We start from the raw sequence: 25,423 nt of genomic DNA on the forward strand, positions 1-25,423 counted from the left end.
CTCACCCGCGGAACGGCAGGAACTGCGACCGGAACACCGGCAAGCGACAGGAACTGCGACCGGAACACCGGCGCAGCCGACGGCTACACGCGTGCCGGCGCCCCCACCCGGTACTTCGCGGCGCGATGCGTGTCCTGCACGCGGTCGCCCTTGCCCTGGAGCTTGTGGCGGAGCGTACCCGGCGTGTACTCCTCCGGGTACAGGCCGCGTTCGCGGAGCACCGGGATCACGTGGTCGATCACGTCCTGCCAGGTGCCGGGGGTGATCGCGTAGGCGAGGTTGAACCCGTCGATGTCGGTCTCATCGACCCACGACTGCAGCTCGTCGGCGATCTCCTCGCCGGAACCGACCACCGTGGGGCCGAGGCCGCCGATCGCGTTGTGCCGGCCGAAGTCGCCCACGGTCCATTCGCGGCCGAGATCCGCTTCTTCCTTGAGGTGCTGCAGCACCGACTGGATGGCGTTCGACTCGACGTTGCCGACTGGCTCGTCCTCGCGGTACTGCGACAGGTCGACGCCCATCCAGCCCGACATGAAGGTCAGCGCGCCCTCGGGGCTCGCGTAGGTGAGGTACTCCGCGTGCTTCGCGGCAGCCTCCTCGCTCGTCGCCGCGGTGATCACCGTGAGCAGCGTGTAGATGCGCGCGTCGTATCGGTCGCGGCCGGCGGCTTCGAGAGCGTCGCGGATGCGCTTGACGGTACCCGCCAGCACCTCCTTCGAGGGGGCGGCGACGAAGATGGCCTCCGCGTTCTCGGCGGCGAAACGCACTCCGCGAGGGCTCGCTCCGGCCTGATAGATCACCGGGGTGCGCTGCGGTGAGGGCTCGGAGATGTGGATGCCGGGAACGCTGAAGTGCTTCCCCTCATGCCCGATGGGGTGCACCTTCGTGTGGTCGGTGAAGACACCGCTCTCGCGGTCCTCGATGACGGCGTCGTCTTCCCACGACCCCTCCCACAGCTTGTAGAGCACCTCGACGTACTCGTCGGCGTGGTCGTAGCGGTCGTCGTGGGCGAGCTGATCCTCTTGGCCCATGTTCCGTGCGGCGCTGGGCAGGTAGCCGGTCACGACGTTCCAGCCGATGCGGCCCTGGGTGAGATGGTCGAGGGTGCTCAGTCGGCGGGCGAACGGATACGGATGCTCGAACGCGGTGCCGGCCGTGATGCCGAAGCCGAGGTGCTCGGTGACCGCGGCCATCGCGCTCACCAGCAGGATCGGGTCGTTGACCGGCACCTGCGCACCGTTGCGGATCGCGGCCTCGTTGGTGCCGCCGTACACGTCGTAGGTGCCGAGCACGTCGGCGATGAAGATGCCGTCGAAGGTCGCGCTCTCCAGCAGCTTCGCGAGATCCGTCCAGTACGAGATCGTGTTGTACTGGCGGGAACGATCGTCCGGATGCCGCCACAGACCGGACGACTGGTGGGCGACGCAGTTCATGTCGAAGGCGTTGAAGCGGATCTGACGAGTCATGCAACCCATGAAACGGGAGGATGCCGCACCTGACCAGTGCCGCCGACACGGTCGGACATATTCGCGCCGGGTACAGATGTCGGATGAAACGCCACTTGTCGGGCAGATTCGGCAAATCGGTCCGACATCTGGCGTGTCGCCCGACAGGTGTACCGCTGAGCACCCGCGGATGCCACGACCTCAGCCGCGTTCAGCCGCCCGGGGGCTCGGATCCGGCGGGATGATCTCGACCGGGCGCGCCGCCAGCACCTGCGCGCGCCACCAGATGACGAAGCCCGTCGCGGTGAACATGCCGTAGAAGACGTACATGAGCCCGGTCGCGTAATAGCCCGACCCGAAGAGCAGCGGCACCCCGACGATGTCGACCGCGATCCAGATCAGCCAGAACTCGGTCCAGCCCTTCGCCATGCCGTACGTGGCGAGCAGCGAGCCGACGAAGGTCCAGGCGTCGGCCCACACCGGCTCCCAGGACCCGAGCGCGCGGAACAGCGGCGTCAGGGCGACCGTGCCGACGATCATCCCGAGCACCAGTCCGATGCGCGCTCCGGTCGGCGCCCAGCGCGGAGTCACGCGCCCGCCCTCGGCGTTCCGCCAGCGCACCCAGCCGTAGATGGCGACCGCGATGAACATCACCTGACGCCCGGCCTGGCCGAGCAGATGCGGCAGGGACTGGTCGGGGCTGAGGACCGAACCGAGGAAGACCGTGAGCAGCAGCACGTTGCCGACGATGCCGACCGGCCACGCCCAGATCTTGCGTCGCATGCCGCCGATCGCGCTCGCGAGGCCGAAGGCGTTGCCCACGACCTCCCGGATCAGCAGGGTCTGCCCGCCGGGCAGGATCCATTGCGAGTTGAAGGCCTCGGCGAGCCAGCGCAGCAGATCCATCGGGCTCAGGAAGCCGCAGCGGGCGCGTCGGGCGTCGCGCGGTCGTCCAGCACGAGCTGAAGCATGCTGAGGTCGAGCCAGCGCCCGAACTTCGCCCCGACCTGCGGCATCCGTCCGACCTCGCTGAACCCGAGCCGCTCGTGGAGCACGATCGATGCGACGTTCCCGCTCTCGATCCCGCCGATCATGACATGGATGCCGGCGCCGCGCGCCCTCACGATCAGCTCGGTCATCAGGGTCTTCCCGATGCCTCTTCCGCGCTGGTCGCCGCGCACATAGACCGAGTGCTCGACCGTGTGCCGGTAACCGCTGTGCGGCCGCCACTGCGCATACGACGCGTAGCCGACCACGCCGGTTTCGTCGACCGCGACGATGACCGGGTAGCCCTTGGCGGTGCGATCGGCGAGCCAGACCGTGCGATCGTCGACATCGACGGCATCCTCGTTCCAGATCGCGGTCGTGTGCACGACGGCGTGGTTGTGGATGGCGGTGATCGTCTCGAGATCGGTGGTCTCGGCATCCCTGATCTGCACGGTACTCATCGGCGGGGTGTCTCTCGTCTTCTGCGCTTCGGGTGCGCATCGACGACGCTAGCAGGATGCCGGAGGGCGGGGCTCTAGCGCGGCGCCTTCGTGGCCAGCGCATCGCGCACGAGGATGGCGCGACGCATGTCGACCATGATCGGGTCGAAGAACCGCTCCCGGTACCGGGCCTCGCTCACGGCCGAGAACACGAACGGCAGAGTGGCGATCAGCGAGAGCAGCATCGCCGCCTTCAGCAGGTTCACGGTGATCGGCAATGTCGCACCGGCGACCATGAGCGGCTCCACCGCGAGCGGCTGAGACTCGCGGCCCGGGCCGAGCCAGATCTCGATCACACCCGCCGGGATGGCGATGCTGCCGATCACGATGAGCAGCGCCGCGAGCAGCAGGGCGAAGAACAGCGCCTGCACGAGTTGAGCGAAGGTCATCGCGAGCAGGATGTTGAAGCGCTGCGGCGCGCGCAGCGGCTGATGCGCCGCTGGTGCCTCGCGGTGCTCGGCAGGCGTGCCGACGAGCAGCGCCCGTCGCTGCACCTCGGTCGGAGTCTGCGCCTCGTCGTCGATCTCCGAAGCGCTGACCCGCATCACGACGATGCCGGCCAGGATCGCGACGACCAGGCCGACCAGCGCGATCGAGCCCCAGTTCAGAGCGGATGCCATCTGCCAGACCTCCGCGGAGAAGAACGCGAAGACCACGAGCATCAGGATCACCGGAAGCGCGATCGACGCCATGTGCCCGATCGCCGAGGCGTTGCGCACGGCGAGACGCGACGCCCACGAGATGAGCGCGCCGCCGCCCATCCCGGTCACGAGGATGCACAGCGCGAGGATCAGCAGCGCCGTCAACACCGGCCCGACCGTCGCGCGCGAGTTGTCGGAGTAGCCATCCGCGATGATCCCGCCGACACAGACGACGATCAGCACGAGTGCGACCAGCGTGCCGATCCCGACCGAGAGGCGGCGTAGGATGGCGCGGACGAGGAAGTAGCCGCCCCACGTGACGGCCGCCGCGACCGCGAGGACGACCGCGACGAGCAGGGTCAGCAGCGCGGCCTCGCCCGAGGTCGAATCGTCCGCAACGTCGACCGCCACCTGGATTCCACTTCCGAGCGGGTACACCACGATCGCCACCCAGACGATGAGCGGAGCGACGCGGCGCGGCAGGTCGGTGAACCAGCGGCGCAGCGGCACGAAGGTCGGGAGCCCCTGCTCGCGGAACCAGCGATCGGCGTCTCGCCGCGCGTTCCGGCTCTTCGGGGTGGCGGCCATGGTATCGAGGCTGCGCGTCAGACGTGCACGTCGGCGGGGGATTCCTCGCCCTCGTGGAAGCTCGGCTTCTTGCCCAGCATCCGTCCGATCCCGAGGATGATGCCGACGATGAGCAGGCCGAGGGCCAGGCCGGCGATCGCAGAGATGATCGTGTTGACGACCCAGACGATGACGGCGCCGGCCGGCTCGAGCGCCTTATCCACGGCGTGCAGGGCGTCGATGGGGAAGTGCCAGCCCACCTCGCCGAGATTCAGCAGCACCAGGTGGCCGCCGACCCAGAGCATCGCGACGGTGCCGAGGATGCTGATGAAGCGGAACACCGCAGGCATCGAGCGGACGATCCGGGTGCCGGTGTGGCGCACGCGCTGTACCGAGTTCTTCGCCATCTTGAGGCCGATGTCGTCGATCTTCACCAGCAGAGCGACGGCGCCGTAGACGACGACCGTCATCATCAGGGCGATCACGGCCAGGATCGCCAGAGTCGTCCAGATGTCGAGCCCCTTCTCGAGGCTCGCGAGCGAGATGAGCATGATCTCGGTCGAGAGGATCAGGTCGGTGCGCACCGCGCCGAGGACCAGCTTCTTCTCGTCGCGAGCGCCTTCATCGGCTTCGCCGTGCTGCACCCCGAACCATTCGAGCACCTTCTCCGCACCTTCGAAGCAGAGGTACGCGCCGCCGAGGATCAGCAGATACGGGAGCACCCACGGCGCGAACGCGGTGAGCAGGAGAGCTGCCGGGATGATGATGAGGAACTTGTTGGCGAGCGAACCCAGCGCGATCTTGCCGACCACGGGGAGCTCGCGCGCCGGCGTGATGCCCTGCACGTACTGCGGCGTGACCGCGGCGTCGTCGATCACGACACCGGCCGCCTTCGCCGATGCTTTCATCGCAGCGCTCAGAATGTCGTCGACGACGGCGAGCAGACCTACCGACATGTGTTCCCCCAGGGTGAGTGGCTCAGGGGAGTAACTCTATCGAGTCGGCGGAAACTCACAGCCCGCTCCCAGTCCCGCGGGACCAAAACAGGCCCGGCATCCGTTCTCCTCTTATGACGGCGCAGCCAGCGACGTCGGACAAGGAGTCGGATCATGTCGAATGAGTACACCAGGACCCCCGAGGCGGTCAGCGCCCTGACGCACCTCCAGTACGAGGTCACGCAGCAGGACGCGACGGAGCCGCCGTTCCGCAACGCCTACTGGAACACCCACGACGACGGCATCTACGTCGACGTCGTCTCGGGCGAGCCGCTGTTCTCGTCCGCCGACAAGTTCGACAGCGGCACCGGATGGCCGAGCTTCACCAAGCCCATCGATGCGGATGCCGTGACCACGCGCACCGATCGCAAGCTGTTCATGAAGCGCACCGAAGCCCGCTCGGCCGCAGCCGACAGTCACCTGGGTCACGTCTTCGATGACGGGCCGCGCGACGCGGGAGGATTGCGTTACTGCATGAACTCCGCCGCTCTGCGGTTCATCCCCGCTGACAGGCTCGAGGAAGAGGGGTACGGTCGCTACAGCCACCTCTTCGACACCACCGCCACTGATACTTCTGAGGAGCAGTCATGACCGACACCGGAACCATCACCCGCACCCCCGGCACCGAGACGGCCGTCCTCGCCGGCGGTTGTTTCTGGGGCATGGAAGACCTGATCCGCCGCCAGCCCGGCGTGCTCGACACGCGCGTCGGCTACACGGGCGGGTCGAACGCCCACGCCACCTACCGCAACCACCCCGGTCACGCCGAGGCCGTCGAGATCGTCTTCGACCCCACGAAGACCACGTACCGCGACATCCTCGCGTTCTTCTTCCAGATCCACGACCCGTCCACCAAGGACCGTCAGGGCAACGACCGCGGCTCGAGCTACCGCTCGGCGATCTTCCCGCTCACTCCCGAGCAGGAGACCGTCGCGCGCGACACGATCGCCGACGTCGACGCCTCGGGTCTCTGGCCGGGCAAGGCCGTGACCACGATCGAGCCCGAGGGTCCGTTCTGGCAGGCCGAGGAAGAGCACCAGGACTACCTGCTCAAGTACCCGAACGGCTACACGTGCCACTTCCCGCGTGCGGGTTGGGTGCTGCCGAAGCGCGAGAGCGCCGCGGTCTGACGCCGCTCGGGCCCTGAGCTTGTCGAATGGCCCTTCGTCCCTCGGGGCGGAGGGCCTTCGTCGTGCCTGGGGCTGACCAGGCCCCCGGCGTGCGTCCGGGCTCGGCGCCGAAGGTGCTTCGCGCGCCGCGGGGGGAGGCGAACGCAGCGTGGGGAGGAGCGGATGCTGCGGATCCTCAGCCCTACGCAGGTTCTCAGCCCGACCATGAGCCGCGTTGCGACGAGAGGCCGGCTCAGCCTTCCGCGAGGAAGGCCAGCGCCGCTTCCTTGAAGTCGCGGGAGCCCGGCGCATTGAAGTGGTTCCTGCCCGGGATCTCGAAGAAGGTTCCGTCCGAAGCGGCGGATGCCAGGGCCCGCGAGCCCCCGATGATCCCGTCCTTCGAACCGGTCGCGAAGAGGATCGGCCGAGTCGGAGCATCCGCGGGGTCCGGGTCGATCGTGCCCGATGCCCGCATTCCCTCGGCGAGAGCGACGAGCGCCTGCAGGTCGTTGCCCGGCACGCGCTCGGTCAGCGCGATGTAGTTCTGCGTGGTCTGGTCGGCGACCTGCGTTCCATCGGCGATGTACGCGCGCACCTGGTCGAGGTTCAGCCGGGCGAGGGGGATGCCGTCCGGTACGCCGCCGAGCACCGCCCGCCCGATGCGCTGCGGCAGGTCGCGCACGACCTCCCAGCCGACGCGGGCGCCGAGCGAATAGCCGACGTAGAACGCATCGTCGACGAGATACGCGTCCATGACCGCTTCGACGTCTGTCACGAGCGTGCGGATGCCGTAATCCTCGGGCTGATGCGGCTTCTGACTGTGGCCGTGGCCGCGCTGGTCGAGTGCGAGCACCCGGTACCCGGCCTTCGTGAGCTCGCGCACCCAGCCGGTGAGCACCCAGTTGTCGCGAGCGTTCGACGCGAAGCCGTGCACCGTGACGACGACCGGGGCGTCGAGCTCGCCCCAGGTATACGTCGCGAGCCGGGTGCCGTCGGCCGCGTACACCTGCTGCGGCTCGGGCATGCTGGTCAGGTCGGAGAGAGGAACGGCCACGGCATCCATTCTGGCCCCACCGGATAGGGTCGGGGCGTGAAGCTCCTCCCCGGCCCCCGCGTCGACCTCGGCGAAGGCGCACTCGCGTTCCCGCATCCCCCCACCGTCTGTCTGCGTGCCGACGGCTCCGCGCTCGCGGTGGTGGCGCAGCGGGCAGAGGACGGTTGGGGCACCGAGGTCGTGCACGTCGACGATTCCGGCGAGCGGGCGAGAGTGCTGCTCCCGGAGGGAGAGTTCGGCGCCCAGCCCGTGATCCTCGACCTGGGTGCTCAGGGCGTCGTCGTGCTGGCCGACGACCGCACCGCGGTGTTCTGCGATGACGAGCTGGGGTCGCCTCGCGTCGTCGAGGTCGTCGATGGGCCGGATGCCGCGGATCGCGGAGAGGGACTCACCGCGGGTGGGATCGCTCGTGCCGCGGCTGACGGCGGCTTCCTCGTGGTGCTCACCGATCCGGTCACCTTCCAGAACGCCCGCACGATCGCGAGGCTGCTGATCGACGGCGATTCCGCGACGTGGACGAGCGTCGAGCTGCTCGCCGGTGCCGACTTCCCGATGGCGGGCGGACGCACCAGCACCGCCCCGGGCGGCGCGAAGGCCCCGATCGTCGGTGACGTGCTCGAGGCCCGCGGCATCCGCTTCGTGGGTGTCGAGGGAAGCGACACCATGAGCCTGAACAGGTACGGCTCCGACTTCTTCACCGTCGCCGAGCTCGATTCCGGCGGACGAGTCGCTCGGCGCGTCTACGAGGAGAGCGGCTGGAAGAAGCGAGCCGGCAAACACGGCATCCGTTCGCGATTCACGTCGGACGAGACGTCAGCGATCCTCACCCCCGTCTTCTCGACCGGCGACTGGAAAGGGCGGCAGCGGATGCTGTCACTCGACGACGGCGCGCTCGACGAGGTACCGCGGATTCGCGGCGCGGCAGAGTTCGCGCTCGTCGACGTGCGCGACGACCGCGCATTGCTCGCGTCATCGGATGAGCTGCTGTTCGCCAGGGTGGTCGGCTGAGGAGCGCGTCACATCGTCTACCCGGACGAATTGGCGCCAGACCCCGCTCGTTGAGCGAGGGAGCGAAGCGAGGGAGACGAAACGCCCCGACGGAAGCGCGACCTGAGGTCACGACATCCGACGAGGCGTCTCGTCTCGCCTACGGTTCGCTCACCGAACGAGTCCGAGGCGTTTCGTCTCGCTTCGCTCGCTCAACCACCGGGGACTGACTCAGACCGTGCGGCGCAGGGCCTCGCCGAGGGCGGCATCCACGTTCGTCCAGTACTGGAAGAAGCGCTCGCGGATCTCGTCGATGGTGATGCCGCGGCCCTGACCCGTGAGGGTCTCGAGGAAACGGGCGCGCTGCTCGTCGTCGAAGACCGTGCGGTACAGGGTTCCGGCCTGACCGAAGTCGTCGTCGTCGAGGTGCAGGGTCGCGGCGGCGCGCATCAGCTCGCCGTCGGTCTCCCAGCTCGCCTCGACACCGGCGACCGGGTCGGCCTCGGGTCCGCCGGCAGCGCCGAAGGAGTTCGGCGTGTAGGTGCGGTGCTCGGCCGGGTTCGGCGTGAACTGCATCTGGCCCTCGTGCATGTAGTTGCGCACCTCGGCCGCGTGCGGCTGGTTCACCGGCAGCTGGTTGTAGTTCGCACCGATGCGGTAGCGCTGCGCGTCGGAGTACGCGAAGACGCGGGCCATCAGCATCTTGTCGGGCGAGATGCCCGTGCCGGGAACCTGGTTGCCGGGCGAGAACGCGGCCTGCTCGATCTCGGCGAAGAAGTTCTGCGGGTTGCGGTTCAGCGTGAACGTGCCGACCTTGATGCGCGGGTAGTCCTTCTTCGACCAGGTCTTCGTCAGGTCGAACGGGTTGAAGCGGTAGGCCTTGGCCTCCTCGTACGGCATGATCTGCACGTACACGTCCCAGGAGGGGAAGTCGCCGGTGTTGATCGCGTCGAACAGGTCGCGGCGGTAGAAGTCGGCATCCGATCCGGCCAGCTGCTCGGCCTCGGCGGCGCCCATAGCCTCGACGCCCTGGTTCGACATGAAGTGGTACTGCACCCAGAAGCGCTCGCCGGCGGCGTTCACCCACTGGTAGGTGTGCGATCCGTAGCCGTTCATGTGGCGCCAGCTGCGCGGGAGCCCGCGGTCGCCCATCAGGTAGGTGACCTGGTGAGCGGTCTCGGGGGAGAGCGTCCAGAAGTCCCACTGCATGTCGGCGTTGCGCAGACCCGAGTCGCCGAGTCGCTTCTGCGAGTGGATGAAGTCGGGGAACTTCATGGCGTCGCGCAGGAAGAAGGTCGGGGTGTTGTTGCCGACGATGTCGAGGTTGCCCTCGGTCGTGTAGAAGCGGAGCGCGAAGCCGCGCACGTCGCGCCAGGTGTCGGGCGAGCCCTGCTCACCGGCGACGGACGAGAAGCGCAGCAGCGTCTCGCTGGTCGCGCCGGGCTGGAAGGCTGCGGCACGGGTGTACGCCGAGACGTCTTCGGTGACGACGAACTCGCCGAACGCGCCGCCGCCCTTGGCGTGCGGGTTGCGCTCCGGCACGCGCTCCCGGTTGAAGGAGGCGAGCTTCTCGACGAGGTAGCGGTCATGCAGGACCGTGGGGCCGTCGGCGCCGACGGTGAGCGAGTGGGCGTCGCTCGGTGCCGGGGTGCCGGTCTGGGTCGTGGTGGCGGGCTTCGCCGAATCGTACGGATTCGTCATTTTCTCTCTCCTTCTGCGCGCAGGTGCGACGAGTACCCCTGCCCGGGTGGGCAGGCGGGCGCGTCCTACTACTGCGCGACGTTCTGGCATCCGGGGCACAGGCCCCAGAAGGTCACTTCGGCTGTCTGGACGGTGAATCCCCCGGCCGAGGACGGGGTGAGGCACGGCGCCTCGCCGACCACGCAGTCCACATCGCCGACCGCACCGCAGGAGGTGCAGACGACGTGGTGGTGGTTGTCGCCGATGCGCCGCTCGTAGAGGGCCGCGGAGCCTGCCGGTTCGATCCGGCGCACGAGGCCCGCCGTGGTCAGGTCCGCGAGGATGTTGTGCACCGACTGGATCGACGTCGTCGGAAGCACGTCGAACACGGTGCGGTAGAGCCGCTCCGCATCCGAATGAGCCATGGAATCCAGCGCCTCGAGAACGGCGACGCGGCCCGCCGTCGCCCTCAGACCGGCGTCATGCAACACCGTGTCGAGGTCCGTATCCATGTCTTCGACCCTACACGTTATTTTGAGTGATTCAAAAGAAGGATGCCGGAATATCGGGTGAACATCAGGATTCCGAGGGCTCCAGGGGCAGCTCGCGGCCGTAGTTCCAGGAGAGGATGGCCGGCTGCTCGCGATAGAAGCTCAGCACCGAGACCGAGCCGGCATCCAGGCTGATCTGTGCGCCGAAGCGCGGAGCCTGGCGCAGATAGACGGCGGTGAGGATGCGCAGGAAATGACCGTGCGCGACGAGCGCCACGTCGCCCTCGGCCATCGCGGGCAGCACCCGCGTGAGCACCCGCGAGGCGCGCGCCGCGACTTCCTCCACCGTCTCGCCGGGCGTGTCGCCGCGGACGACTCCATGGGTGAAGGCGCTCCAGTTGTAGCCGAGCTCTGCGCGGATCTCCTTGGTCGTGCGCCCCTCGTACCCGCCGTAGTCCCATTCGACGAGCAGCGGATCGACCTCGGCGTGCAGTCCCGCGAGTTCGGCGGTGCGCCGGGCGCGCTGCAGGGGCGAGGTCAGCACCAGCGAGAAGTCGTAGTCGGTGACGAGCTCGCCGGCGCCACGGGCCAGATCCTCGCCGCGCGTAGTGAGCGGAACATCCGTCAATCCGGTGTGCAGACCGGCGCGCGACCACTCCGTCTCGCCGTGGCGCAGGAGCACGAGCTTCCCGGTGGGATTGTCGGGCGCGGGATGATCGGGCAGCGGATCGTTCATGGTCACATCGCCACCGTAGTCTCGACTCCGCTGAGGGCGGGCCTTCGATAGTTAGCCCTGGCCCTTGCTGGCAGCTGCTGTAGTGTCCCGTTCGAATTCCTTCCAGGCTTCATCCGGAGAGAGCTCGCCTCGCACCCAGCGAGGCAACACTCCAGTCGCCGAGGTGAAGGCTGCTGTCTCCTTATCGTTGAGTTCTTTCGTTGAGGTCACGGCGTGTGACAGCACGAGCCCTCGCCTCGCGATCGTGCCGATCAACGCCTCTTCGGGCGTAAGCCACATTTCGAACTTTGCGACCGCTGCGGCGAGTTCAGCCACCTCTTCGGACGATGTGGAGGCGCGGAATCGGTTCCTGATCGCGAGAGAGATCAAGCTCGGAATAATCTCTCGGAGGGCATCGGTACGGGCGTTCTCCCGGCTCTGCTTCGCCTCGGCGCGGGCCCGCAAGATCGGTGCGATGACGGAGCTGACGATCGTTCCGATCATCGCCAGCGAGCCGACGATGATCGCTCCCCACAAAGTGATGTTGGCGGCCTGGATCGCGGCTTCAGCGTCGTTCATGCTCCGAACTCTAGCGGCGGCTAGACCGTAACTCCTTTCGAGCGATTCATCTCGTCTCGGCCGGAACATCTTCTGTCAGAAGCGCAAGCTGGGACCAAGGAACGCACTCGCCGTACTCGCCCCCCGATCGTGAACATGTGCGCTGATCGGGTGGTCGCTAAGCGGGCGATCGTGCAGCCCTCCCGCGCACGCGCGCCTTCCCGCGCCGCCTGTCCGCGCTACGAGCGTCGGAAGCTCTCCATGGGCGTCATCGACCGCCGTTAAGAAGGGGACCGCGGCTTCGTCGGCTTCCAAGGTCTCTCTGGTCGTGCAGTCGGCGCAGGTTCGGGTCCAATCTGCTTCACCCCAGGCGTGTGCATGGCAGCAGACGAAACGATCTCGCTGAGTGCAGAAAACAACATGGAAGCGTTCGCAGCGTCGATCGTGTCTTGGCCTACGTTCTCGAGCTCGTCCGATTCGAAGACGATTACTCCTACGGCACGATGATCTACCTCGATGCGAAGGGCCGCAATGCTAACGCTGTGCATTCGGAGGCTGGCAGCCTCCTCCGCCGAGTAGCCGTGTTTGCTGACGAGTCGACGTTCCCACTGCTTGCGGGTCGTCGGAAGGTTGACTGCGATCGACCCGATCTCCCAGGCGTCGCCGATAGCTCCCTGCCCCACCGGATACTTGGACCTACCGCGAAGTCGATACTCCGGATGGAGCGCATGCCGAGCAAGATTGATGAAGCTGCCGTTGTGAAAGAAGTAGGCAGACACTCGGTCACTGTTGCTATCCGCGTTGCAGTGCTCTGCGATCTTCCGAAGTAGAACCTCCATCGTGTCGGCGATCACCCTTGACTTCGCGTCGGCGTCATCGCTCATATTCTGCTTGTCGATCGCCGCCCTCTGCTCTGTTTCTCGCAACCGTTTGGCGAGAGACATATACGTCGGCCGCTGGATAAAGATTTGAGCGAGTAGAGCCGCAACAAGGAGCCCAAGCGCGCAGTAGAAGGCCCAGATCCCTTCGGTCCAGGCCTTGTCGACGTCGTACGAGCCCCAGATAATCGAGAAGAAAGTGGCGAGAACCCCAAGTGTCTGCGGCGACCATCCCTTGATCAGTCGCCACAGCCACGTGAGTGCGCTGATGGCGCGATCGTCAGACGTCATGCCGGCGTGAGTGCCGATTCTTCACGTACCGAGGCAAGGGGCGGCATCTGATCCTGCGCGACCTGCTTGAGCACACTCTCTAGGAGTTCATGAGCTGTTTCGTTGATGTAGCGAGGCGCCATGCCCTCGAAGCGCAAGCCGACTTCGATCTCTCCGGCACCAGCATTCACGGCCACGAAGTAGCCAGTAACAGCCGCAACGTCGCCAGTAGCTTCGTAGACGGCGTGGTCAAGCCGCTCCGCGACCTCTCCGAGTCTTTCCGGTGCGAGCATCGGGAAACTGATCGACGTGGTCAGCGCGAAGCTACGTTCGTCTTTATCCAACGCTTTCACCCCCATGAAGGCTTGGTTTCCTTAGTCCACACTATAGACACCCTCAGACATGATCACCGGGTGATCGTGAAGCCCTCCCCGCGCACGCGCACCTTCCCGCCCTGCGCAGCCTGTCCGCGCTGCGAGCCGTCGGCCTCGTACGCCCGGCCCGCGCCAGGAGCGAGCGGCGAGACGCGCTGATCCTTCCGTGCGCCGTTGGCGTAGAGCACCGCGGAGCCGGTCTTGGTCGCGTACACCGCGGTCGCGACGCGCGGCTGGATCACGAGCGCGTCCAGGCGCACGTCACCGCGGCTCGTGCAGCGCACGACCAGGGGCCCGTCGGGCAGGTCGCCGCCGAGCAGCTGGGGAACCAGCATCCCGTCGGCTTCGGTGAGGCCTCGATCGCCGGTCCCGCCCGCAGGCGTGCGCGTGCTCCACACCGTCTTGCGGCCGGCGAAGACCTCCCACGTCGCCTGGCCGGCATCCGCCGCCTGCCGCCAGATCAGGCCATGCAGGATGCCGCCGGCCTCGGTCACATCGAACTCGGCCCACTCGCCGGGGGCCAGGCGCACGAAGGATCCGCCCGAGAGATTGCCCTCGCCGATCCAGGCACCGCCGTCCGGCTTCACGACGACTGCGCCGGGCGACAGGCGCGCGGCTTCCGCCTCGAGAACACGAAGCCCCGAGAACGAGCGCAGGCCCGTGATCGAGGTCGCGACCTCGGCGACATCGCGGTTCGCGTCGAGCAGCTGCATCGTGAGGAGGCCGTGGATCGTCGACTCGGCCCCCGAGTTCCGGTTCACGCGGCCGTCGGTCTCCACGCCGTCGAACGTGACACCTGTCGCCGGGTCGTACACCGGGATGCCGGCGGTGTTGGCTCCGAAGAACCAGCCGGCGGCCAGCCCCGCGAGCACGCGCAGCCCTTCGCCGCCGACCGCAGCCGCGGCGAGGGCACCGGCCACGCGGCCGTGCGCACCGTACGCGATCTGCGCCTCGGCCGGAATCGGCGCCCACGCGTTGTGCGGCCCGCCGGAGGCGAGCACCTGGGGCGTGAACCTTCCGGCATCCGCGATCGCCGCGGCCGACCAGTCCCGTCGACGCAGCAGAGCACCGCCGCGCGCGAGCGCCTCGGGAGCTGCCGCACCCCAGGCGTGCCAGAACCCGAGCGACCCGGTCCACGGCAGCACCGCACCGAACGGCCAGCCCTGCGACGGGTCGGTGGCCATCGCGGCCACGCCCTCGCCGTAGGTCTGGAGCGCCTGGCGGCTGCGGGCATCTCCGGCGTCGGTCGCGGCGGCGAGGCCCAGCATGGCCTCGGCCGTGGCATCCGCTCCTCCGGCGATCGGCCACGCCGGCAGCCTTCGCCCGTCGCTCAGCACCCACTGGCCGGCGCGGGACAGCGATTCCTTTGCCAGGGCGTCGAGGCAGAGATGCAGGCGGGCGAGCAGGAAGGCCGCGAAATCGGGGTCCGCATCGCGGAACGCGGCGTAGCCCTCGCCGAACGCCCAGACCGAGCGCGCGAGCCAGTACGACTCGGCGGAGTCGGAGGGATCGGGCAGCTCGACCGGGATCGCGCTCGGGTTGAGCGTGCCGTCCTCCTGCTGCCAGAGCACGACCCGACCGGCGTTCGGACCGCTCGTGGTCTGCAGGAACGCCAGCGAACGCAGCACGTCCCGCGCCTCGTCGGCCGCCTGGGCGTCACCAGTCGCCCTCCACTCGCGCAGGAGCACGATCGCTGCCCGGGCGATGTCGTCGGCGTTGTACGCGCCCTGCGTCCAGTAGCCGGTCACCGCGTCGCGGGTGCCGCCGCCGACCGGGCGGAAGCCGCCTGCGCCGTCGGTGTCGGCATACGTCCAGGGCGCGCGCACGAGGGGGCGCGCGCCGATGCCGTAGGTCGTGTGGGTGGTGCTCGCGACCACCGGTACGTCGGCGAGCAGGAACCGCAGGTGCGCGAGGTTCGTCAGGCGCGCTCCGCGAGCGGCCGCGAGGGGAAGCCCGGGAGTGCCCGGAAACGGGGCGGCTGCCCCGAACGCGGCATCCGTCGGGAGGAGGGCGAGAGCGGATGCCGTCGCCGCAATGGTCAGGAACGAGCGTCGTGAGGTGTCCATGTCGTCACTCCCCGGAATTCGAAGAGGAATGCGCGGCATCGCGCAGCGCGCGGCCCCAGGGCTCCGCCGGATCGTGGATGGCGACGGCGAGGGTCGTGTCGGACTGCCCGTAGTACGCGAACCACTTCTCCTGGAACTTCACGAGCCCCTCCACGAAGGTCACGTTCGAGATGAGACCGTGCAGGTCCTCGAAGGTCTGCGGCCGCAGCCACGGCTCCTGCAGGCGCGCGATGACCTTGGTCGGCTCATCCGGATCGATCGCGATCTGTCCGCAGCGGTAGTCGACGTCGACCGAGCCGTCGTCGTGCACGACCCGGGTCGCGCCGTTCGTCAGGAAGAGCAGCAGCCCGTTGTCGGTGACGACCGGCGAGGTGCCGATCTCGACGAGCGCCTCGTCCCAGGTGCCGGGGGTCGGCGAGTACATCGGCTCGGTGTCGGCAGTGCCGGGCGTCCAGTGGATGAGGTCATCGCTGGTCGCCCAGTAGATCGCGCCCTCGCCGAAGTACATCCACCACTTGCCGTGCATCTGCTGCGGCACGATGACTCCGGCCTTCGACCAGTTGAAGCCGCGAGGATCCATGGTCTTGAACGTGTCGAAGTCGTCGAACAGGGGACCGTGCTTGGTCCAAGTGCGCAGGTCCGTCGAGGTCGCCAAGCACAGCTGCGCGCTACGGCGATCCCAGCCCGTGTACGTGAGGTAGTACGTGCCGTCGATGAGCGCGATGCGCGGGTCTTCACAGCCGTAGGTCTCGTAATCCTCGGAGGGCGAGAGGATCGGCGCGTCCTCGCGGGTGAAGTTCACGCCGTCGCTCGAGCGGGCGAGGCCGATGTGGGAGATGATGTCGTCGGCGTGCGCCCGATAGAGCAGCACGACCTCGTCGCCGTCGACGATCGCCGCGGGGTTGTAGAGGTTCGCCGATTCCCAGCTGTCGCCGCGCGGGCGCAGGATCGGGTTGCCCTCGTAGGGAGTGAACGGTCCGAGGGGGAAGGATGCTCCGGTGAACATGGAAGCCCTTTCTGGTGAGGCAGCTATGGGTCAGCCCTTGACGGCTGCACCGAGGTCGGTGGCGCGGAAGAACCGCTGGAAGACGATGAACAGGATGACGACGGGGAAGGCCAGCGCGGTCGCGCCCGCGAGAATCGCCCCGTTCGGGTTCGCCGTGGACTGCGCGACGTTCGAGATGTAATTCGCGAGCGACACCGCGAGCGGTTGCAGCGTGGCATCCTTCGTGATCAGGAACGGCCAGAGGAACTCGTTCCACGGTCCGATGAACGTGACGAGGATGACGGTCACCAGCACGGGTTTGATCAGCGGTATCGCGACCGACGTGAGCAGGCGGATCTCACCGGCGCCGTCGATGCGCGCGGCCTCGAAGATCTCGACCGGCAGCGCCTTGAAGAACTGCACGAAGATGAACACCGCCGTCGTGTTGATCGCGAACGGCAGGATCATGCCGAGGTACGAGTCGCCGAGACCGTAGCTGCGTGTGATCTGCACGTACAGCGGTATCATCAGCAGCTGGAACGGCACCATCTGCACGAGCAGCATGAGCACCCAGACGACTCCGCGACCGCGGAAGTCGAGCCGGGCGATCGCGTACCCGGCCAGCAGGCCGAAGACGACGGTGCCGAGCAGGACGCCGGCCGTGAAGATCAGCGAGTTCAGCAGCGAGCCGACCAGGTCGATGCGCGAGTCGATCGCGACGAAGTTGTCGACCGTCCAGCCGCTCGTCGGGAAGAGCTCGTTCGGAGCGTTCGTCGGACTCTCCTGGAAAGCCCCGACGATCATGAAGTAGAACGGGAAGGCGAACCCGATGGCCGCGACCGTCAGCAGTATGACGCTGATGATGCGTGGAGCCTTGCTTCTGCGTTTCATCATCGCTCCCTGGTCGCTCGGTTGGCCGCGAGCGACAGCATCCCGACGAGGATCACGAGGATCATGCCGATGGCTGCCGCGGTATCGGGGTTCTGCTGCTGGATGCCCAGCTGGTAGATGAGCAGCACCGGAGTCGACGAAGCCCCATCCGGACCGCCGCCGTTCGTGAGCAGGTACGGCTCGGTGAAGAGGTTCGCGCCGGTGATGATCGACAGGATCAGCACGAGTGTCGTGGCGCTGCGCACGCCGGGGACCGTGACGTGCAGGAAGCGCTTGAAGGCGCCCGCTCCATCGGTCTCGGCCGATTCATACAGCTCCTTCGGCACGTTCTGCAGCGCCGCGAGATACAGCAGGATGTAGAAACCCAGCTGCTTCCACGTCACGTACAGCGCGATCATCGGCATCGCGAGAGCGCTGTTCACGAGCCACGACGGCTCAGGGGCGAGCGGCCCGAGGATCGAGTTGATCAGGCCGTTGCCCGAGAACAGCAGCATCCACACGCCGACGAGCGAGACGCTTGCCGTCAGGTACGGCACGTAGAACGCCACGCGATACGCGGCCACCCAGCGGATGCCGGTGTTCAGGGCCGCCGCGAGCACGAGGGACAGCACCGCGGTCAGCGGCACGTTGATCACCAGGAAGACGAGCGTGTTGCGGAAGGATTCGAGCACCCGCGGATCGGTGAGCACGGTGACGAAGTTGTCGAAGCCCACGAACGGACGGTCGGGTTCCGTGCCCGGCGCGGTGAAGAAGTAGTCGTGGAAGGCGATGTAGACGGCGAACGCGAGCGGGTAGGCGAAGATCGCGATCACGAACACGAAATACGGCAGCGTGAAGAGGCCGCCGATCGGTTGCGCACCCAGCCATCGGGTGCGCAACCGCCGGTTGTCGGTCATCGGATCACTCGGCGACGAGCTCGTCGATCTCGGTCGACGCGTTCTTCAGGAAGTCGTCGATCGAGTCCTTGCCGAAGATCACCGCGGGGGAGTAAGCGTCGCGGAACGCCTGCCAGGCCTCCACCGAGTTCGGGATGCTGGGCACATCGGCCGTGGCCTCGGCCTGCTCCGCGAACGCGACGTAGTTCGGGTTCGCGTCGAAGTAGTCCGCGAAGCTCTCGGTCAGGTCGGTGCGCATCGGCATCTGGCCCGTGGCCTCGAGGAACTGGCCGTCGCTCTCGACGCTGGTGGAGAACTTCAGGAACTCCCACGCCGTCCCCTGGTTCTCGCAGGCGGTGAACATCGAGACGCTCTTGGAGTCGGCGAAGGTCGTCGGGGTCTCGCGCCCGTCGCTGGTCGGCACCGGCATGAATCCTACGTCGACGGTCTCGGCGTAGGACGGGATGGCCCAGGGGCCGGCGAGCTGCATCGCGGTGGTGCCCGACGACATCGCGTCGTCGGTAGCCGCCTCGTTCGGCGCCAGCTTCTCCTCGTAGATGGTCGCCCAGAACTCGGCGACCGTGCGGCCGGCATCCGAATCGACCGTGGCCTTGCCGTCTTCGACGAGCATGGTGCCGTCGGTCTCGGCGAGATACAGCGGATAGAAGTCGAACCACGGCTGGTAGAACTCGCTGGTCGGCGCCGGCCAGATCGCGCTCTGCACGCCGGAGTCCACGATCTTGCGGGAGCCCTCGAGGAACGCGTCGTAGGTGTTCATCTGCGGGTTCTCCGGGTCGATGCCGGCCGCGGTGAAGAGTGCCTTGTTGTACATGACCATGACGGGGTTCGACTTCCAGGGCAGCTGGTAGTAGCTGCCATCGGTCGAGTACGACTCGACGTCGCCGCCTCGCTCGGTGATGTAGTCGCTGCCGCCCTCCATCGTGCTGAGGTCGACCAGTCCGCCCTGCTTGACCCAGCCCGAGACGGCCGCCGGAGCGACGTTGTACACGAGGCACGGCGCAGTGCCCGCGGTGATCGCTGCGGTGATGGCCTCTTCCGACGAGGATCCCGCGGGGATCTCCTGTGCGGTGACCTTCTCATCGGGATGCTCGGCGTTCCAGGCTTCGACGACGGCCTTGCCCCACTCCACCTCCTGCTCGTTGTTCGAGAGCCAGATGTCGATCGGGCCGGTGGCGTCGGCTCCGCCGCCCCCGCCGGACGAGCATCCGGTGACGACCAGCGCGACCGCGCCGATGAGTGCTGCTGCTCGGATCTTCTTCATGGTGTCCTCCTCGACACAGGGGCTGACTGTCTGGTGGGTTATGCGGATGCCGACCGCGCTGCGGTGCTGTCGCGGAAGTGCACGACGTTGCAGTCGACGACCTCGGTGCGTGGGTCGGCGCCGAAGATGTCGGCGCGGAGCAGGCGGGCCGCCGCGCGGCCGCGGGCCGCGGGATCGGATGAGACGCTGGTCAACGCGGGGGAGAGGTGCGCCGACAGGTGGTCGTCGTCGAAGCCCGAGATCGCGAGATCGCGCGGAATCGAGAGGCCCTGCGAGCGGGCGAACGAGAGACCGGCGATCGCCATGGTGTCGTTCGAGTACAGGATGGCGGTGGGGCGGTCCGGGAGCGCCAGGAGCTCTTCGGTGCGATCGCGGCCGCTCGCCGCGGTGAAGTCGCCCTCGCGGAGCAGTTCGTCGGACCCGATGTCGGCGACAAAGGCATCCGCGCGAGCGCGGGAGTGCACGTAGTCGAGCGGGCCGGAGACGTGGGCGATGCGCTCGTGGCCGGCAGCACGGAGGTGCGCGATGAGCTCCCGAACCGGGGCGGCGTCGTCGGTGCGGACGCACGAGAACGAGGTCGGCTGGTCGTAAGCGCCGACCAGCACCGTGGGCAGGGCGAGTTCGGTCAGGAGCGGCACGCGCCAGTCGTCGGCGCGGAGGTCGAGCAGGAGTGCGCCGTCGGCGCGGCCGTGGCTGAGCGTGCGGTACGCCCGCTCCTCGGCATCCTGATCCGTGACGACCTGCAGGAGCAGAGCGGTCTCGGTCTCGGCGAGCACCGACTCGACACCGGCGATGAACGCGGGGAAGAACGAGTCGTTCGCGATGACCTCGGGGTCGCGCGCCAAGACGACGGCGATCGCGTTGGCACGGCTCGTCGCGAGGGCGCGTGCGCTCTGGCTCGGCACCCAGTTGAGCTTCTCGGCCGCGGCCAGAACCTTCGCGCGGGTCTCTTCGGAGGTCGGGCGGTTGCCGCTGAGCGCGTGCGAGACCGTGGCCTTCGTGACGCCGGCTTCGCGGGCGACATCGGCGATCGTCGTGCGGCTCATGCCACCTCCTCGTGGTTTCGCACCGGCGCTCTGTAGGGCGGTTGAACCGGTTTGCACGAGTGTAAACCGGTTTGCAGAGGCCTGTCAACGGGTCTCCGCTCTTTCGAATCGCGCAAATGGCGGGTAGTCGGCGGGATTATCGACCAGTTGCGCGATTCGAAACGCAGGCCATGCGGCGGGCTCAGCCTGCGGCATCCCACCAGTCGAGGACGCGCGTGCCGACCAGAGTCAGCCACTTCGACGGCTCGCCCTCCGGCACGTCGACCGCGAACCAGGTGCGTCCGGCGAGAGGCTCGCCCTGCAGCCAGGTGCCGTCGGGCTGCCGAGCATCGCGGATCAGCGCGACGGCGTCGGCGAGGCGCGGATCGGGCGCCGTGCCCTCGAGCAGCGACGCCTCGCGGAAGTGATCGAGTGCGGTCAGGGCGCTGTAGCGGTGGCGCGGCGGATAGGTGAACTGCCCGACGAAGTCGCCCACGAGCTCTCCGGTCGACTCGCGGTACATCAGCCGTCGACGCAGCAGATACTCCTCGCCGCCGTGCCGGGCTTCGCGCAGCGAGGCGTCGCCGGTGATGCGCTCGAAGGTCAGCATCCCGCGCAGTGCATTGAGCGTGGAGTGGAACGACGACCGCGTCGAATCGCCCTCCTCCGCCTCGCAGTTCCACCCGCCGTCCTCGAGGCGGTGCTCGACGAACCACCGGGCGAGGTCGGTCATATCGACGCAGAGCCACGCCCCGGTGGCCAGCGTGAACGCGTTGATGCACACGTCGACCTCGCCACCCCAGTACGGCAGATCGTCGTACTCCCAGCGGCTGTTCGCCGCGAGCTTCTCCGCGGTGCCGCTCAGCACCGCGGCATCCAGGCCCCACTCGCGCAGCTCTTTCAGCGACCAGGTCGTCGCGACCCACGGCTGCCCTGGCTGCTCCGCCTCGGCGCTGCCGAAGTAGCCGGCGGGGAAGTACGAGCCGCCGGCCCACTGGCCGTCGGCATCCTCCTCGGCGAGCATCGCCGCACCGAAGCCCTCGGTCGCGACGTGGGAACGGGTCGCCTCCCAGACCTCGGGCGCAGCCCCGATCAGATCGCGCTCGACCTGCCAGCGCAGAGCGGGATCGCTGTCGAGGAGCCAGTCGCGGAGCGTCGTCGAGATCGCCATGCCCGCACGCTACCCGAGGCCCGGGAAGGGGGAAAGAGGGTGTCAGACGAAGCGCGAGGTCTGGGTCAGGCGGGTGCGGATGTCGAACAGCTCGTTGCCGCCGATGACCCGCGCGCCGGGAAGACCGCGCCGCAGCAGGCCGGGCAGCGCGCTGCGACGGATCACCACGACGGGAAGACCGCGGATGCTGCCGAGCGGCGTCGCCGCCTGAGACAGGTCATCGTCGGGAAGCGCGACGATCGCGCCGCTGAAACGCACGCGGGCGGCACGGGCGACCGCGTTGATCTGAGAGAGCAGAGTCGTGACGGGCGCGCGGTGCCCGAGGCTCGGACCGGTGATCTCGCCGCGACGGAAACCGACCGTGCCGCCGAAGTCCGCCGACATCACGCCGTAGAGGCCGGACGGGCCGAGGATCACGTGGTCGAGTCGTTCCGCGGCATCCGTCACTTCTTTCTCGGCGGATGCCGCCACGGCGATGCCGTGCCACAGCGTGAAGCCCATGCCCAGGCCGGATGCCGCGGCCGCCGTGCCCTCTTCGGCGAGGGCGTCGGCGAGCAGGCGCTTGAGCTCGCGGGGTGCCGCGCGCACGAGCGACGGCGCGTACGGATCCGCGATCTCCTCGCCCGCCCAGTCCTGCAGGAGGGCCACGTACCGAGCACGCCGCCACGCACCGGGCTCGCCGTAGGTCTTGGGTCGCGGACGAGTGTCGGTGCGAGCGCTCGGGGCGCGCCATCCGCCCCACTCGGTCTCGATGCCGATGCCGTGACTGCGGTCATAGGCCGCGCGGCCTTCCGGCGTGCCGACCAGCTCCCACGCGCGCTGCACGCGGATGAACACGGCCGCATCGCCGCCGGTGTCGGGGTGGGTCTGCCGCAATCGGAGGCGATATGCACGCCGCAGCTCGTCGTCGTCGGTGGTCGAGGCGACGCCGAGCACCTCGTACGCCGACGCCGAGAGCGGACTGTCGAACATCGCGCTCCTTCCGCCGTCGCAGCATCCAGGCTATTGCCTCGCCGCCGCCCAGCGTTCCGGTCGCAGTTCCGGCCGCCTCGGCTCGTTCCGGTCGCAGTTCGTGCCGCCTCCACGGCCGGGAGGCGACGCCATCTGCGACCTGAGCGTCGCCGCCGCCCGCTCAGCGGTCGACGTAACCCATCTGCTGCGGGTTGTACCGGTCGCCGGCGACGCCGACGCGGTCGGCCAGTCGGTCGAGGTCGGCGACGTCGTCCGCCGAGAGCGCCACGGCCGTCGATCCCGCATTCTCGGCGATCCGCGCGGTTCGCCTCGTGCCGGGAATCGGCACGATCCAGGGCGAGCGGGCGAGGAGCCACGCGAGTGCGATCTGCCCGGGGGAGGCATCCTTCGCCGCGGCGAGGCCGGCGACGTGCTCGACGAGCGCCTGATTCGCCGCGCGGTTCTCCTCGCTGAAGCGCGGGATCGTCCCGCGGATGTCGCCCTCGGCGAAGGTCGTGCTCCGGTCGACCGTGCCCGTGAGGAATCCCTTTCCCAGCGGACTGAACGGCACGAACCCGATCCCCAGTTCGCCGAGCACCGGGAGGACGTCCGCTTCCGGATCGCGCGTCCACAGCGAGTACTCGCTCTGCAGCGCGGTGACCGGCTGCACGGCGTGGGCCCGGCGGATGGTGGATGCCGATGCCTCGGACAACCCGAAATGGCGCACCTTGCCCTCCGCGATCAGTTCGGCCACGGTGCCGGCGACATCTTCGATGGGGACTGCGGGGTCGACGCGGTGCTGGTAGAAGAGGTCGAGCACGTCCGTGCGCAGGCGCCGCAACGACTCCTCGGCGACGCGGCGGATCTGCTCCGGCCGGCTGTCGAGCCCCACGCTCTTCCCGTCTTCGATGCGCCAGCCGAACTTCGTGGCGATGACGACCTGATCGCGGACCGGTGCGAGCGCCTCGCCGACGAGTTCCTCGTTCACGTAGGGTCCGTACACCTCGGCCGTGTCGAAGAACGTGACGCCGTGGTCGAGAGCCGACCGCAGCACGCCGATCATCTCGTCGCGGCTTCCCGGGTTGGGTCCGTAGCTCTGCGACATCCCCATGCAGCCGAGGCCGACCGCCGAGACCTCGAGGCCCTGTCCGAGTGTGCGTGTCTGCATGGATGCTCCCTTGGTCGGGCCGCGGTGCGAATCCGCGGGTTGTGGAATCGACGCTACGCGCGGACTCGTCCGTGAGGGAGGGCCTGACAGTACCCCTCGAGCTGATCGTCGCCGAATCGGGATCCCCCTCACCGAATCGATTCGATAAACTGGAGCCTCCCCCGATCATCCCCCAGTTCTGCGAGCCGCTTCTTCATGGCCACTCCCCTCACCACGGGTCGCCCGTGGCGTGTCATCCTCGCCTTCTCGATCCCGCTCCTGATCGGCAACGTCGTTCAGCAGCTCTACCACTTCGCCGACGCGATCGTCGTCGGGCGTCACCTCGGCGTGAACGCGCTCGCGGCCGTCGGCGCGACCGGTCCGCTGCTGTTCCTGCTGCTCGGCTTCGCCTGGGGTCTGACCAGCGGCTTCGCCATCCCGATCGCGCAGGCCTTCGGCGCGCGAGACGACGCCGCCGTACGTCGCTCGGTCGCGACCGGCGTGCTGCTCTCGGGTGCGACGAGCGTGCTGCTGACCGTCGTCGCGCCCCTGATCGCCGCGCCGCTTCTCGCTCTGCTGCAGACTCCGCCCGAGCTGATGGCCGAGGCCACGGTCTTCACGCAGATCAGCTTCCTCGGCGCCGGGGCGACGATGTTCTTCAACTATCTCTCCGCGATCATCCGCGCGATCGGCGACTCCCGCACGCCGCTGGTGTTCCTCACCGTCTCGTGCGCACTGAACGTCGGTCTGGTCGTCCTCATGGTCGGGCCACTGGAGTGGGGTGTCGCCGGAGCCGCGCTCGCCACGGTCGTGGCGCAGGCGGTCTCGGTCCTCCTCTGCCTCGAGTTCGTCCGTCGCCGCCTCCCGATGCTGCACCTGCGCCGCGTCGACTGGAGGATCACCCGGGCCGACATCGCCGACCACCTGCGCCTCGGGCTCCCGATGGGATTCCAGGCCTCGATCATCGCGATCGGCACGCTCACCGTGCAGGTCGCGCTGAACACGCTCGGCTCCGACGCCGTGGCGGCGTACACGACGGCATCCCGCGTCGACAGCCTCGCGGTCGCGCTGCTCTCCTCGCTCGGCCTCGCCGTCTCGATGTACGCGGCGCAGAATCACGGCGGTCGTCGACCCGACCGCATCCGTCGCGGGGTGGTCGAGGCGACGTGGATGGCGATCGTCTCAGGCATCGTGCTGGGTGGACTGCTGATCGCCTTCGGCGCGACGATGGTGCGCCTGTTCGTCGGAGAGGGGTCGGACGAGGTCGTCGACATGGCGCACCGGATGCTCATCATCAACGGCTGCGGCTACTGGGCGCTCGGCATCCTGTTCGTGCTGCGGGGCGCGCTCCAGGGACTCGGCCACACGCTCGTGCCGACGGTGACCGGGGTGATCGAACTGATCATGCGCGTGGGCGCGGCCATCGTGCTCGGTGCATGGATCGGGTTCGACGGCGTCGCGCTGAGCAATCCGCTCGCGTGGGTCGGAGCGATCGTCCTGCTCGTCCCCGCCTATGTTCGCGCGCACCGCGATCTCGGACGGATGCCCGTCGATCCGCTCGAGGCAACCGAGACGTCGGCGATGGCCATCGTCGGTCCGACCGACGGCTCGATGGTCGTGGATGCCGTCATCACCCAGCCGCTGCAGACCATCCGCGCCTCCCGGATGCGCAGGCTCACGCTGCGCCGACGCCCCTCCGAGCGCGCCCGGCGGTGACGCCGCGCGACGAAAAAGGAACAGGACGCGCAGGAAGAAGATCGTTCTCGAGGATGATGCCGC

At 68.1% G+C, this 25,423-nt stretch carries 25 protein-coding genes; 4 read left to right on the forward strand and 21 right to left on the reverse strand.

Features of this window, described 5'->3' with window-relative positions:
- Positions 1-83: 83 nt before the first annotated feature.
- The 5 genes from RS85_RS18370 to RS85_RS18390 all read right to left on the reverse strand — a co-directional run bounded on the left by RS85_RS18370 (position 84) and on the right by RS85_RS18390 (position 5,096).
- Entirely contained in the window at positions 84-1,466 is a 1,383-nt protein-coding gene (locus RS85_RS18370; RefSeq protein ID WP_046014866.1) for an LLM class flavin-dependent oxidoreductase, read from the reverse strand.
- Positions 1,467-1,646: 180 nt separating this feature from the next.
- Entirely contained in the window at positions 1,647-2,351 is a 705-nt protein-coding gene (gene pnuC, locus RS85_RS18375) for a nicotinamide riboside transporter PnuC (protein ID WP_046014867.1), read from the reverse strand.
- 5 nt (positions 2,352-2,356) lie between these two features.
- A complete protein-coding gene (locus RS85_RS18380) occupies positions 2,357-2,893 on the reverse strand; it encodes a GNAT family N-acetyltransferase (protein WP_152642466.1) in 537 nt (178 codons plus the stop codon).
- 74 nt (positions 2,894-2,967) lie between these two features.
- On the reverse strand, positions 2,968-4,161 hold the full coding sequence (locus RS85_RS18385; RefSeq protein ID WP_046014868.1) for a hypothetical protein: 1,194 nt from the start codon (positions 4,159-4,161) through the stop codon (positions 2,968-2,970).
- Positions 4,162-4,178: 17 nt separating this feature from the next.
- Positions 4,179-5,096 carry a DUF808 domain-containing protein gene (locus RS85_RS18390; protein ID WP_046014869.1) on the reverse strand — a complete coding sequence of 306 codons (918 nt, stop codon included), beginning with the start codon at positions 5,094-5,096 and terminating at the stop codon, positions 4,179-4,181.
- 153 nt (positions 5,097-5,249) lie between these two features.
- Between RS85_RS18390 and msrB the strand changes: the two genes are divergently transcribed.
- Together msrB and msrA are read left to right on the forward strand one after the other, a co-directional pair.
- Positions 5,250-5,726 (forward strand): peptide-methionine (R)-S-oxide reductase MsrB, encoded by a 477-nt coding sequence (gene msrB, locus RS85_RS18395; RefSeq protein WP_046014870.1) that lies wholly within the window; start codon positions 5,250-5,252, stop codon positions 5,724-5,726.
- Positions 5,723-6,265 carry a peptide-methionine (S)-S-oxide reductase MsrA gene (gene msrA, locus RS85_RS18400; RefSeq protein WP_046014871.1) on the forward strand — a complete coding sequence of 181 codons (543 nt, stop codon included), beginning with the start codon at positions 5,723-5,725 and terminating at the stop codon, positions 6,263-6,265. The genes msrB and msrA overlap by 4 nt, the downstream gene beginning before the upstream one ends.
- 232 nt (positions 6,266-6,497) lie before the next feature.
- Here the strand turns inward: msrA and RS85_RS18405 are convergent, their stop codons facing one another.
- Positions 6,498-7,307 carry an alpha/beta fold hydrolase gene (locus RS85_RS18405; RefSeq protein ID WP_046014872.1) on the reverse strand — a complete coding sequence of 270 codons (810 nt, stop codon included), beginning with the start codon at positions 7,305-7,307 and terminating at the stop codon, positions 6,498-6,500.
- 27 nt (positions 7,308-7,334) lie between these two features.
- On the opposite strand from RS85_RS18405, the gene RS85_RS18410 reads away from it, so the two are divergent.
- Positions 7,335-8,306 (forward strand): hypothetical protein, encoded by a 972-nt coding sequence (locus tag RS85_RS18410; protein ID WP_046014873.1) that lies wholly within the window; start codon positions 7,335-7,337, stop codon positions 8,304-8,306.
- A gap of 210 nt (positions 8,307-8,516) precedes the next feature.
- Here the strand turns inward: RS85_RS18410 and RS85_RS18415 are convergent, their stop codons facing one another.
- The 15 genes from RS85_RS18415 to RS85_RS18485 all read right to left on the reverse strand — a co-directional run bounded on the left by RS85_RS18415 (position 8,517) and on the right by RS85_RS18485 (position 23,665).
- Positions 8,517-9,986, reverse strand: a complete 1,470-nt coding sequence (locus RS85_RS18415; RefSeq protein ID WP_046014874.1) for a catalase — start codon at positions 9,984-9,986, stop codon at positions 8,517-8,519.
- A 68-nt stretch (positions 9,987-10,054) separates the two neighbouring features.
- Positions 10,055-10,477, reverse strand: a complete 423-nt coding sequence (locus RS85_RS18420; protein ID WP_046014875.1) for a Fur family transcriptional regulator — start codon at positions 10,475-10,477, stop codon at positions 10,055-10,057.
- 64 nt (positions 10,478-10,541) lie between these two features.
- Positions 10,542-11,192, reverse strand: a complete 651-nt coding sequence (locus RS85_RS18425) for a histidine phosphatase family protein (RefSeq protein WP_046014876.1) — start codon at positions 11,190-11,192, stop codon at positions 10,542-10,544.
- 51 nt (positions 11,193-11,243) lie between these two features.
- Positions 11,244-11,750, reverse strand: coding sequence for a hypothetical protein (locus RS85_RS18430; RefSeq protein ID WP_046014877.1), 507 nt, complete (start codon positions 11,748-11,750; stop codon positions 11,244-11,246).
- Between the two features lie 260 nt (positions 11,751-12,010).
- On the reverse strand, positions 12,011-12,898 hold the full coding sequence (locus RS85_RS18435) for a hypothetical protein (protein WP_046014878.1): 888 nt from the start codon (positions 12,896-12,898) through the stop codon (positions 12,011-12,013).
- The gene (locus RS85_RS18440) at positions 12,895-13,230 is read right to left on the reverse strand and encodes a hypothetical protein (protein ID WP_152642467.1); all 336 of its coding nucleotides are present in this window, start codon (positions 13,228-13,230) and stop codon (positions 12,895-12,897) included. The genes RS85_RS18435 and RS85_RS18440 overlap by 4 nt, the downstream gene beginning before the upstream one ends.
- A 53-nt stretch (positions 13,231-13,283) precedes the next feature.
- The gene (locus RS85_RS18445; RefSeq protein ID WP_046014880.1) at positions 13,284-15,317 is read right to left on the reverse strand and encodes a hypothetical protein; all 2,034 of its coding nucleotides are present in this window, start codon (positions 15,315-15,317) and stop codon (positions 13,284-13,286) included.
- 4 nt (positions 15,318-15,321) lie between these two features.
- Complete coding sequence (locus tag RS85_RS18450; protein WP_046014881.1) at positions 15,322-16,323, reverse strand: glycoside hydrolase family 130 protein; 1,002 nt, start codon at positions 16,321-16,323, stop codon at positions 15,322-15,324.
- A 30-nt stretch (positions 16,324-16,353) separates the two neighbouring features.
- Complete coding sequence (locus RS85_RS18455; RefSeq protein WP_046014882.1) at positions 16,354-17,196, reverse strand: carbohydrate ABC transporter permease; 843 nt, start codon at positions 17,194-17,196, stop codon at positions 16,354-16,356.
- Entirely contained in the window at positions 17,193-18,089 is an 897-nt protein-coding gene (locus tag RS85_RS18460; protein WP_046014883.1) for a carbohydrate ABC transporter permease, read from the reverse strand. Before RS85_RS18460 ends, RS85_RS18455 begins: the two co-directional genes overlap by 4 nt.
- Positions 18,090-18,093: 4 nt before the next feature.
- On the reverse strand, positions 18,094-19,350 hold the full coding sequence (locus tag RS85_RS18465; protein WP_046014884.1) for an extracellular solute-binding protein: 1,257 nt from the start codon (positions 19,348-19,350) through the stop codon (positions 18,094-18,096).
- A gap of 38 nt (positions 19,351-19,388) precedes the next feature.
- A complete protein-coding gene (locus RS85_RS18470) occupies positions 19,389-20,396 on the reverse strand; it encodes a LacI family DNA-binding transcriptional regulator (RefSeq protein ID WP_046014885.1) in 1,008 nt (335 codons plus the stop codon).
- 181 nt (positions 20,397-20,577) lie between these two features.
- Positions 20,578-21,546: a hypothetical protein gene (locus RS85_RS18475; RefSeq protein WP_046014886.1), complete on the reverse strand. Its 969-nt coding sequence runs from the start codon at positions 21,544-21,546 to the stop codon at positions 20,578-20,580.
- Positions 21,547-21,588: 42 nt separating this feature from the next.
- Positions 21,589-22,518 carry a J domain-containing protein gene (locus RS85_RS18480; protein WP_046014887.1) on the reverse strand — a complete coding sequence of 310 codons (930 nt, stop codon included), beginning with the start codon at positions 22,516-22,518 and terminating at the stop codon, positions 21,589-21,591.
- Positions 22,519-22,678: 160 nt separating this feature from the next.
- Complete coding sequence (locus tag RS85_RS18485; protein WP_046014888.1) at positions 22,679-23,665, reverse strand: aldo/keto reductase; 987 nt, start codon at positions 23,663-23,665, stop codon at positions 22,679-22,681.
- A 195-nt stretch (positions 23,666-23,860) separates the two neighbouring features.
- Between RS85_RS18485 and RS85_RS18490 the strand changes: the two genes are divergently transcribed.
- On the forward strand, positions 23,861-25,360 hold the full coding sequence (locus RS85_RS18490; protein ID WP_046014889.1) for an MATE family efflux transporter: 1,500 nt from the start codon (positions 23,861-23,863) through the stop codon (positions 25,358-25,360).
- The last annotated feature ends 63 nt before the right edge of the window (positions 25,361-25,423 follow it).

It is taken from the genome of Microbacterium sp. SA39 (assembly GCF_000967865.1).
GTDB lineage: Bacteria > Actinomycetota > Actinomycetes > Actinomycetales > Microbacteriaceae > Microbacterium.

Bases quoted from the DNA above. Each gene is read 5' to 3' on its own strand.
- RS85_RS18370 (WP_046014866.1), bottom strand. From the start codon at position 1,466: ATGACTCGTCAGATCCGCTTCAACGCCTTCGACATGAACTGCGTCGCC.
- pnuC (WP_046014867.1), bottom strand. From the start codon at position 2,351: ATGGATCTGCTGCGCTGGCTCGCCGAGGCCTTCAACTCGCAATGGATC.
- RS85_RS18380 (WP_152642466.1), bottom strand. From the start codon at position 2,893: ATGAGTACCGTGCAGATCAGGGATGCCGAGACCACCGATCTCGAGACG.
- RS85_RS18385 (WP_046014868.1), bottom strand. From the start codon at position 4,161: ATGGCCGCCACCCCGAAGAGCCGGAACGCGCGGCGAGACGCCGATCGC.
- RS85_RS18390 (WP_046014869.1), bottom strand. From the start codon at position 5,096: ATGTCGGTAGGTCTGCTCGCCGTCGTCGACGACATTCTGAGCGCTGCG.
- msrB (WP_046014870.1), top strand. From the start codon at position 5,250: ATGTCGAATGAGTACACCAGGACCCCCGAGGCGGTCAGCGCCCTGACG.
- msrA (WP_046014871.1), top strand. From the start codon at position 5,723: ATGACCGACACCGGAACCATCACCCGCACCCCCGGCACCGAGACGGCC.
- RS85_RS18405 (WP_046014872.1), bottom strand. From the start codon at position 7,307: ATGGATGCCGTGGCCGTTCCTCTCTCCGACCTGACCAGCATGCCCGAG.
- RS85_RS18415 (WP_046014874.1), bottom strand. From the start codon at position 9,986: ATGACGAATCCGTACGATTCGGCGAAGCCCGCCACCACGACCCAGACC.
- RS85_RS18420 (WP_046014875.1), bottom strand. From the start codon at position 10,477: ATGGATACGGACCTCGACACGGTGTTGCATGACGCCGGTCTGAGGGCG.
- RS85_RS18425 (WP_046014876.1), bottom strand. From the start codon at position 11,192: ATGAACGATCCGCTGCCCGATCATCCCGCGCCCGACAATCCCACCGGG.
- RS85_RS18430 (WP_046014877.1), bottom strand. From the start codon at position 11,750: ATGAACGACGCTGAAGCCGCGATCCAGGCCGCCAACATCACTTTGTGG.
- RS85_RS18435 (WP_046014878.1), bottom strand. From the start codon at position 12,898: ATGACGTCTGACGATCGCGCCATCAGCGCACTCACGTGGCTGTGGCGA.
- RS85_RS18445 (WP_046014880.1), bottom strand. From the start codon at position 15,317: ATGGACACCTCACGACGCTCGTTCCTGACCATTGCGGCGACGGCATCC.
- RS85_RS18450 (WP_046014881.1), bottom strand. From the start codon at position 16,323: ATGTTCACCGGAGCATCCTTCCCCCTCGGACCGTTCACTCCCTACGAG.
- RS85_RS18455 (WP_046014882.1), bottom strand. From the start codon at position 17,196: ATGATGAAACGCAGAAGCAAGGCTCCACGCATCATCAGCGTCATACTG.
- RS85_RS18460 (WP_046014883.1), bottom strand. From the start codon at position 18,089: ATGACCGACAACCGGCGGTTGCGCACCCGATGGCTGGGTGCGCAACCG.
- RS85_RS18465 (WP_046014884.1), bottom strand. From the start codon at position 19,350: ATGAAGAAGATCCGAGCAGCAGCACTCATCGGCGCGGTCGCGCTGGTC.
- RS85_RS18470 (WP_046014885.1), bottom strand. From the start codon at position 20,396: ATGAGCCGCACGACGATCGCCGATGTCGCCCGCGAAGCCGGCGTCACG.
- RS85_RS18475 (WP_046014886.1), bottom strand. From the start codon at position 21,546: ATGGCGATCTCGACGACGCTCCGCGACTGGCTCCTCGACAGCGATCCC.
- RS85_RS18480 (WP_046014887.1), bottom strand. From the start codon at position 22,518: ATGTTCGACAGTCCGCTCTCGGCGTCGGCGTACGAGGTGCTCGGCGTC.
- RS85_RS18485 (WP_046014888.1), bottom strand. From the start codon at position 23,665: ATGCAGACACGCACACTCGGACAGGGCCTCGAGGTCTCGGCGGTCGGC.
- RS85_RS18490 (WP_046014889.1), top strand. From the start codon at position 23,861: ATGGCCACTCCCCTCACCACGGGTCGCCCGTGGCGTGTCATCCTCGCC.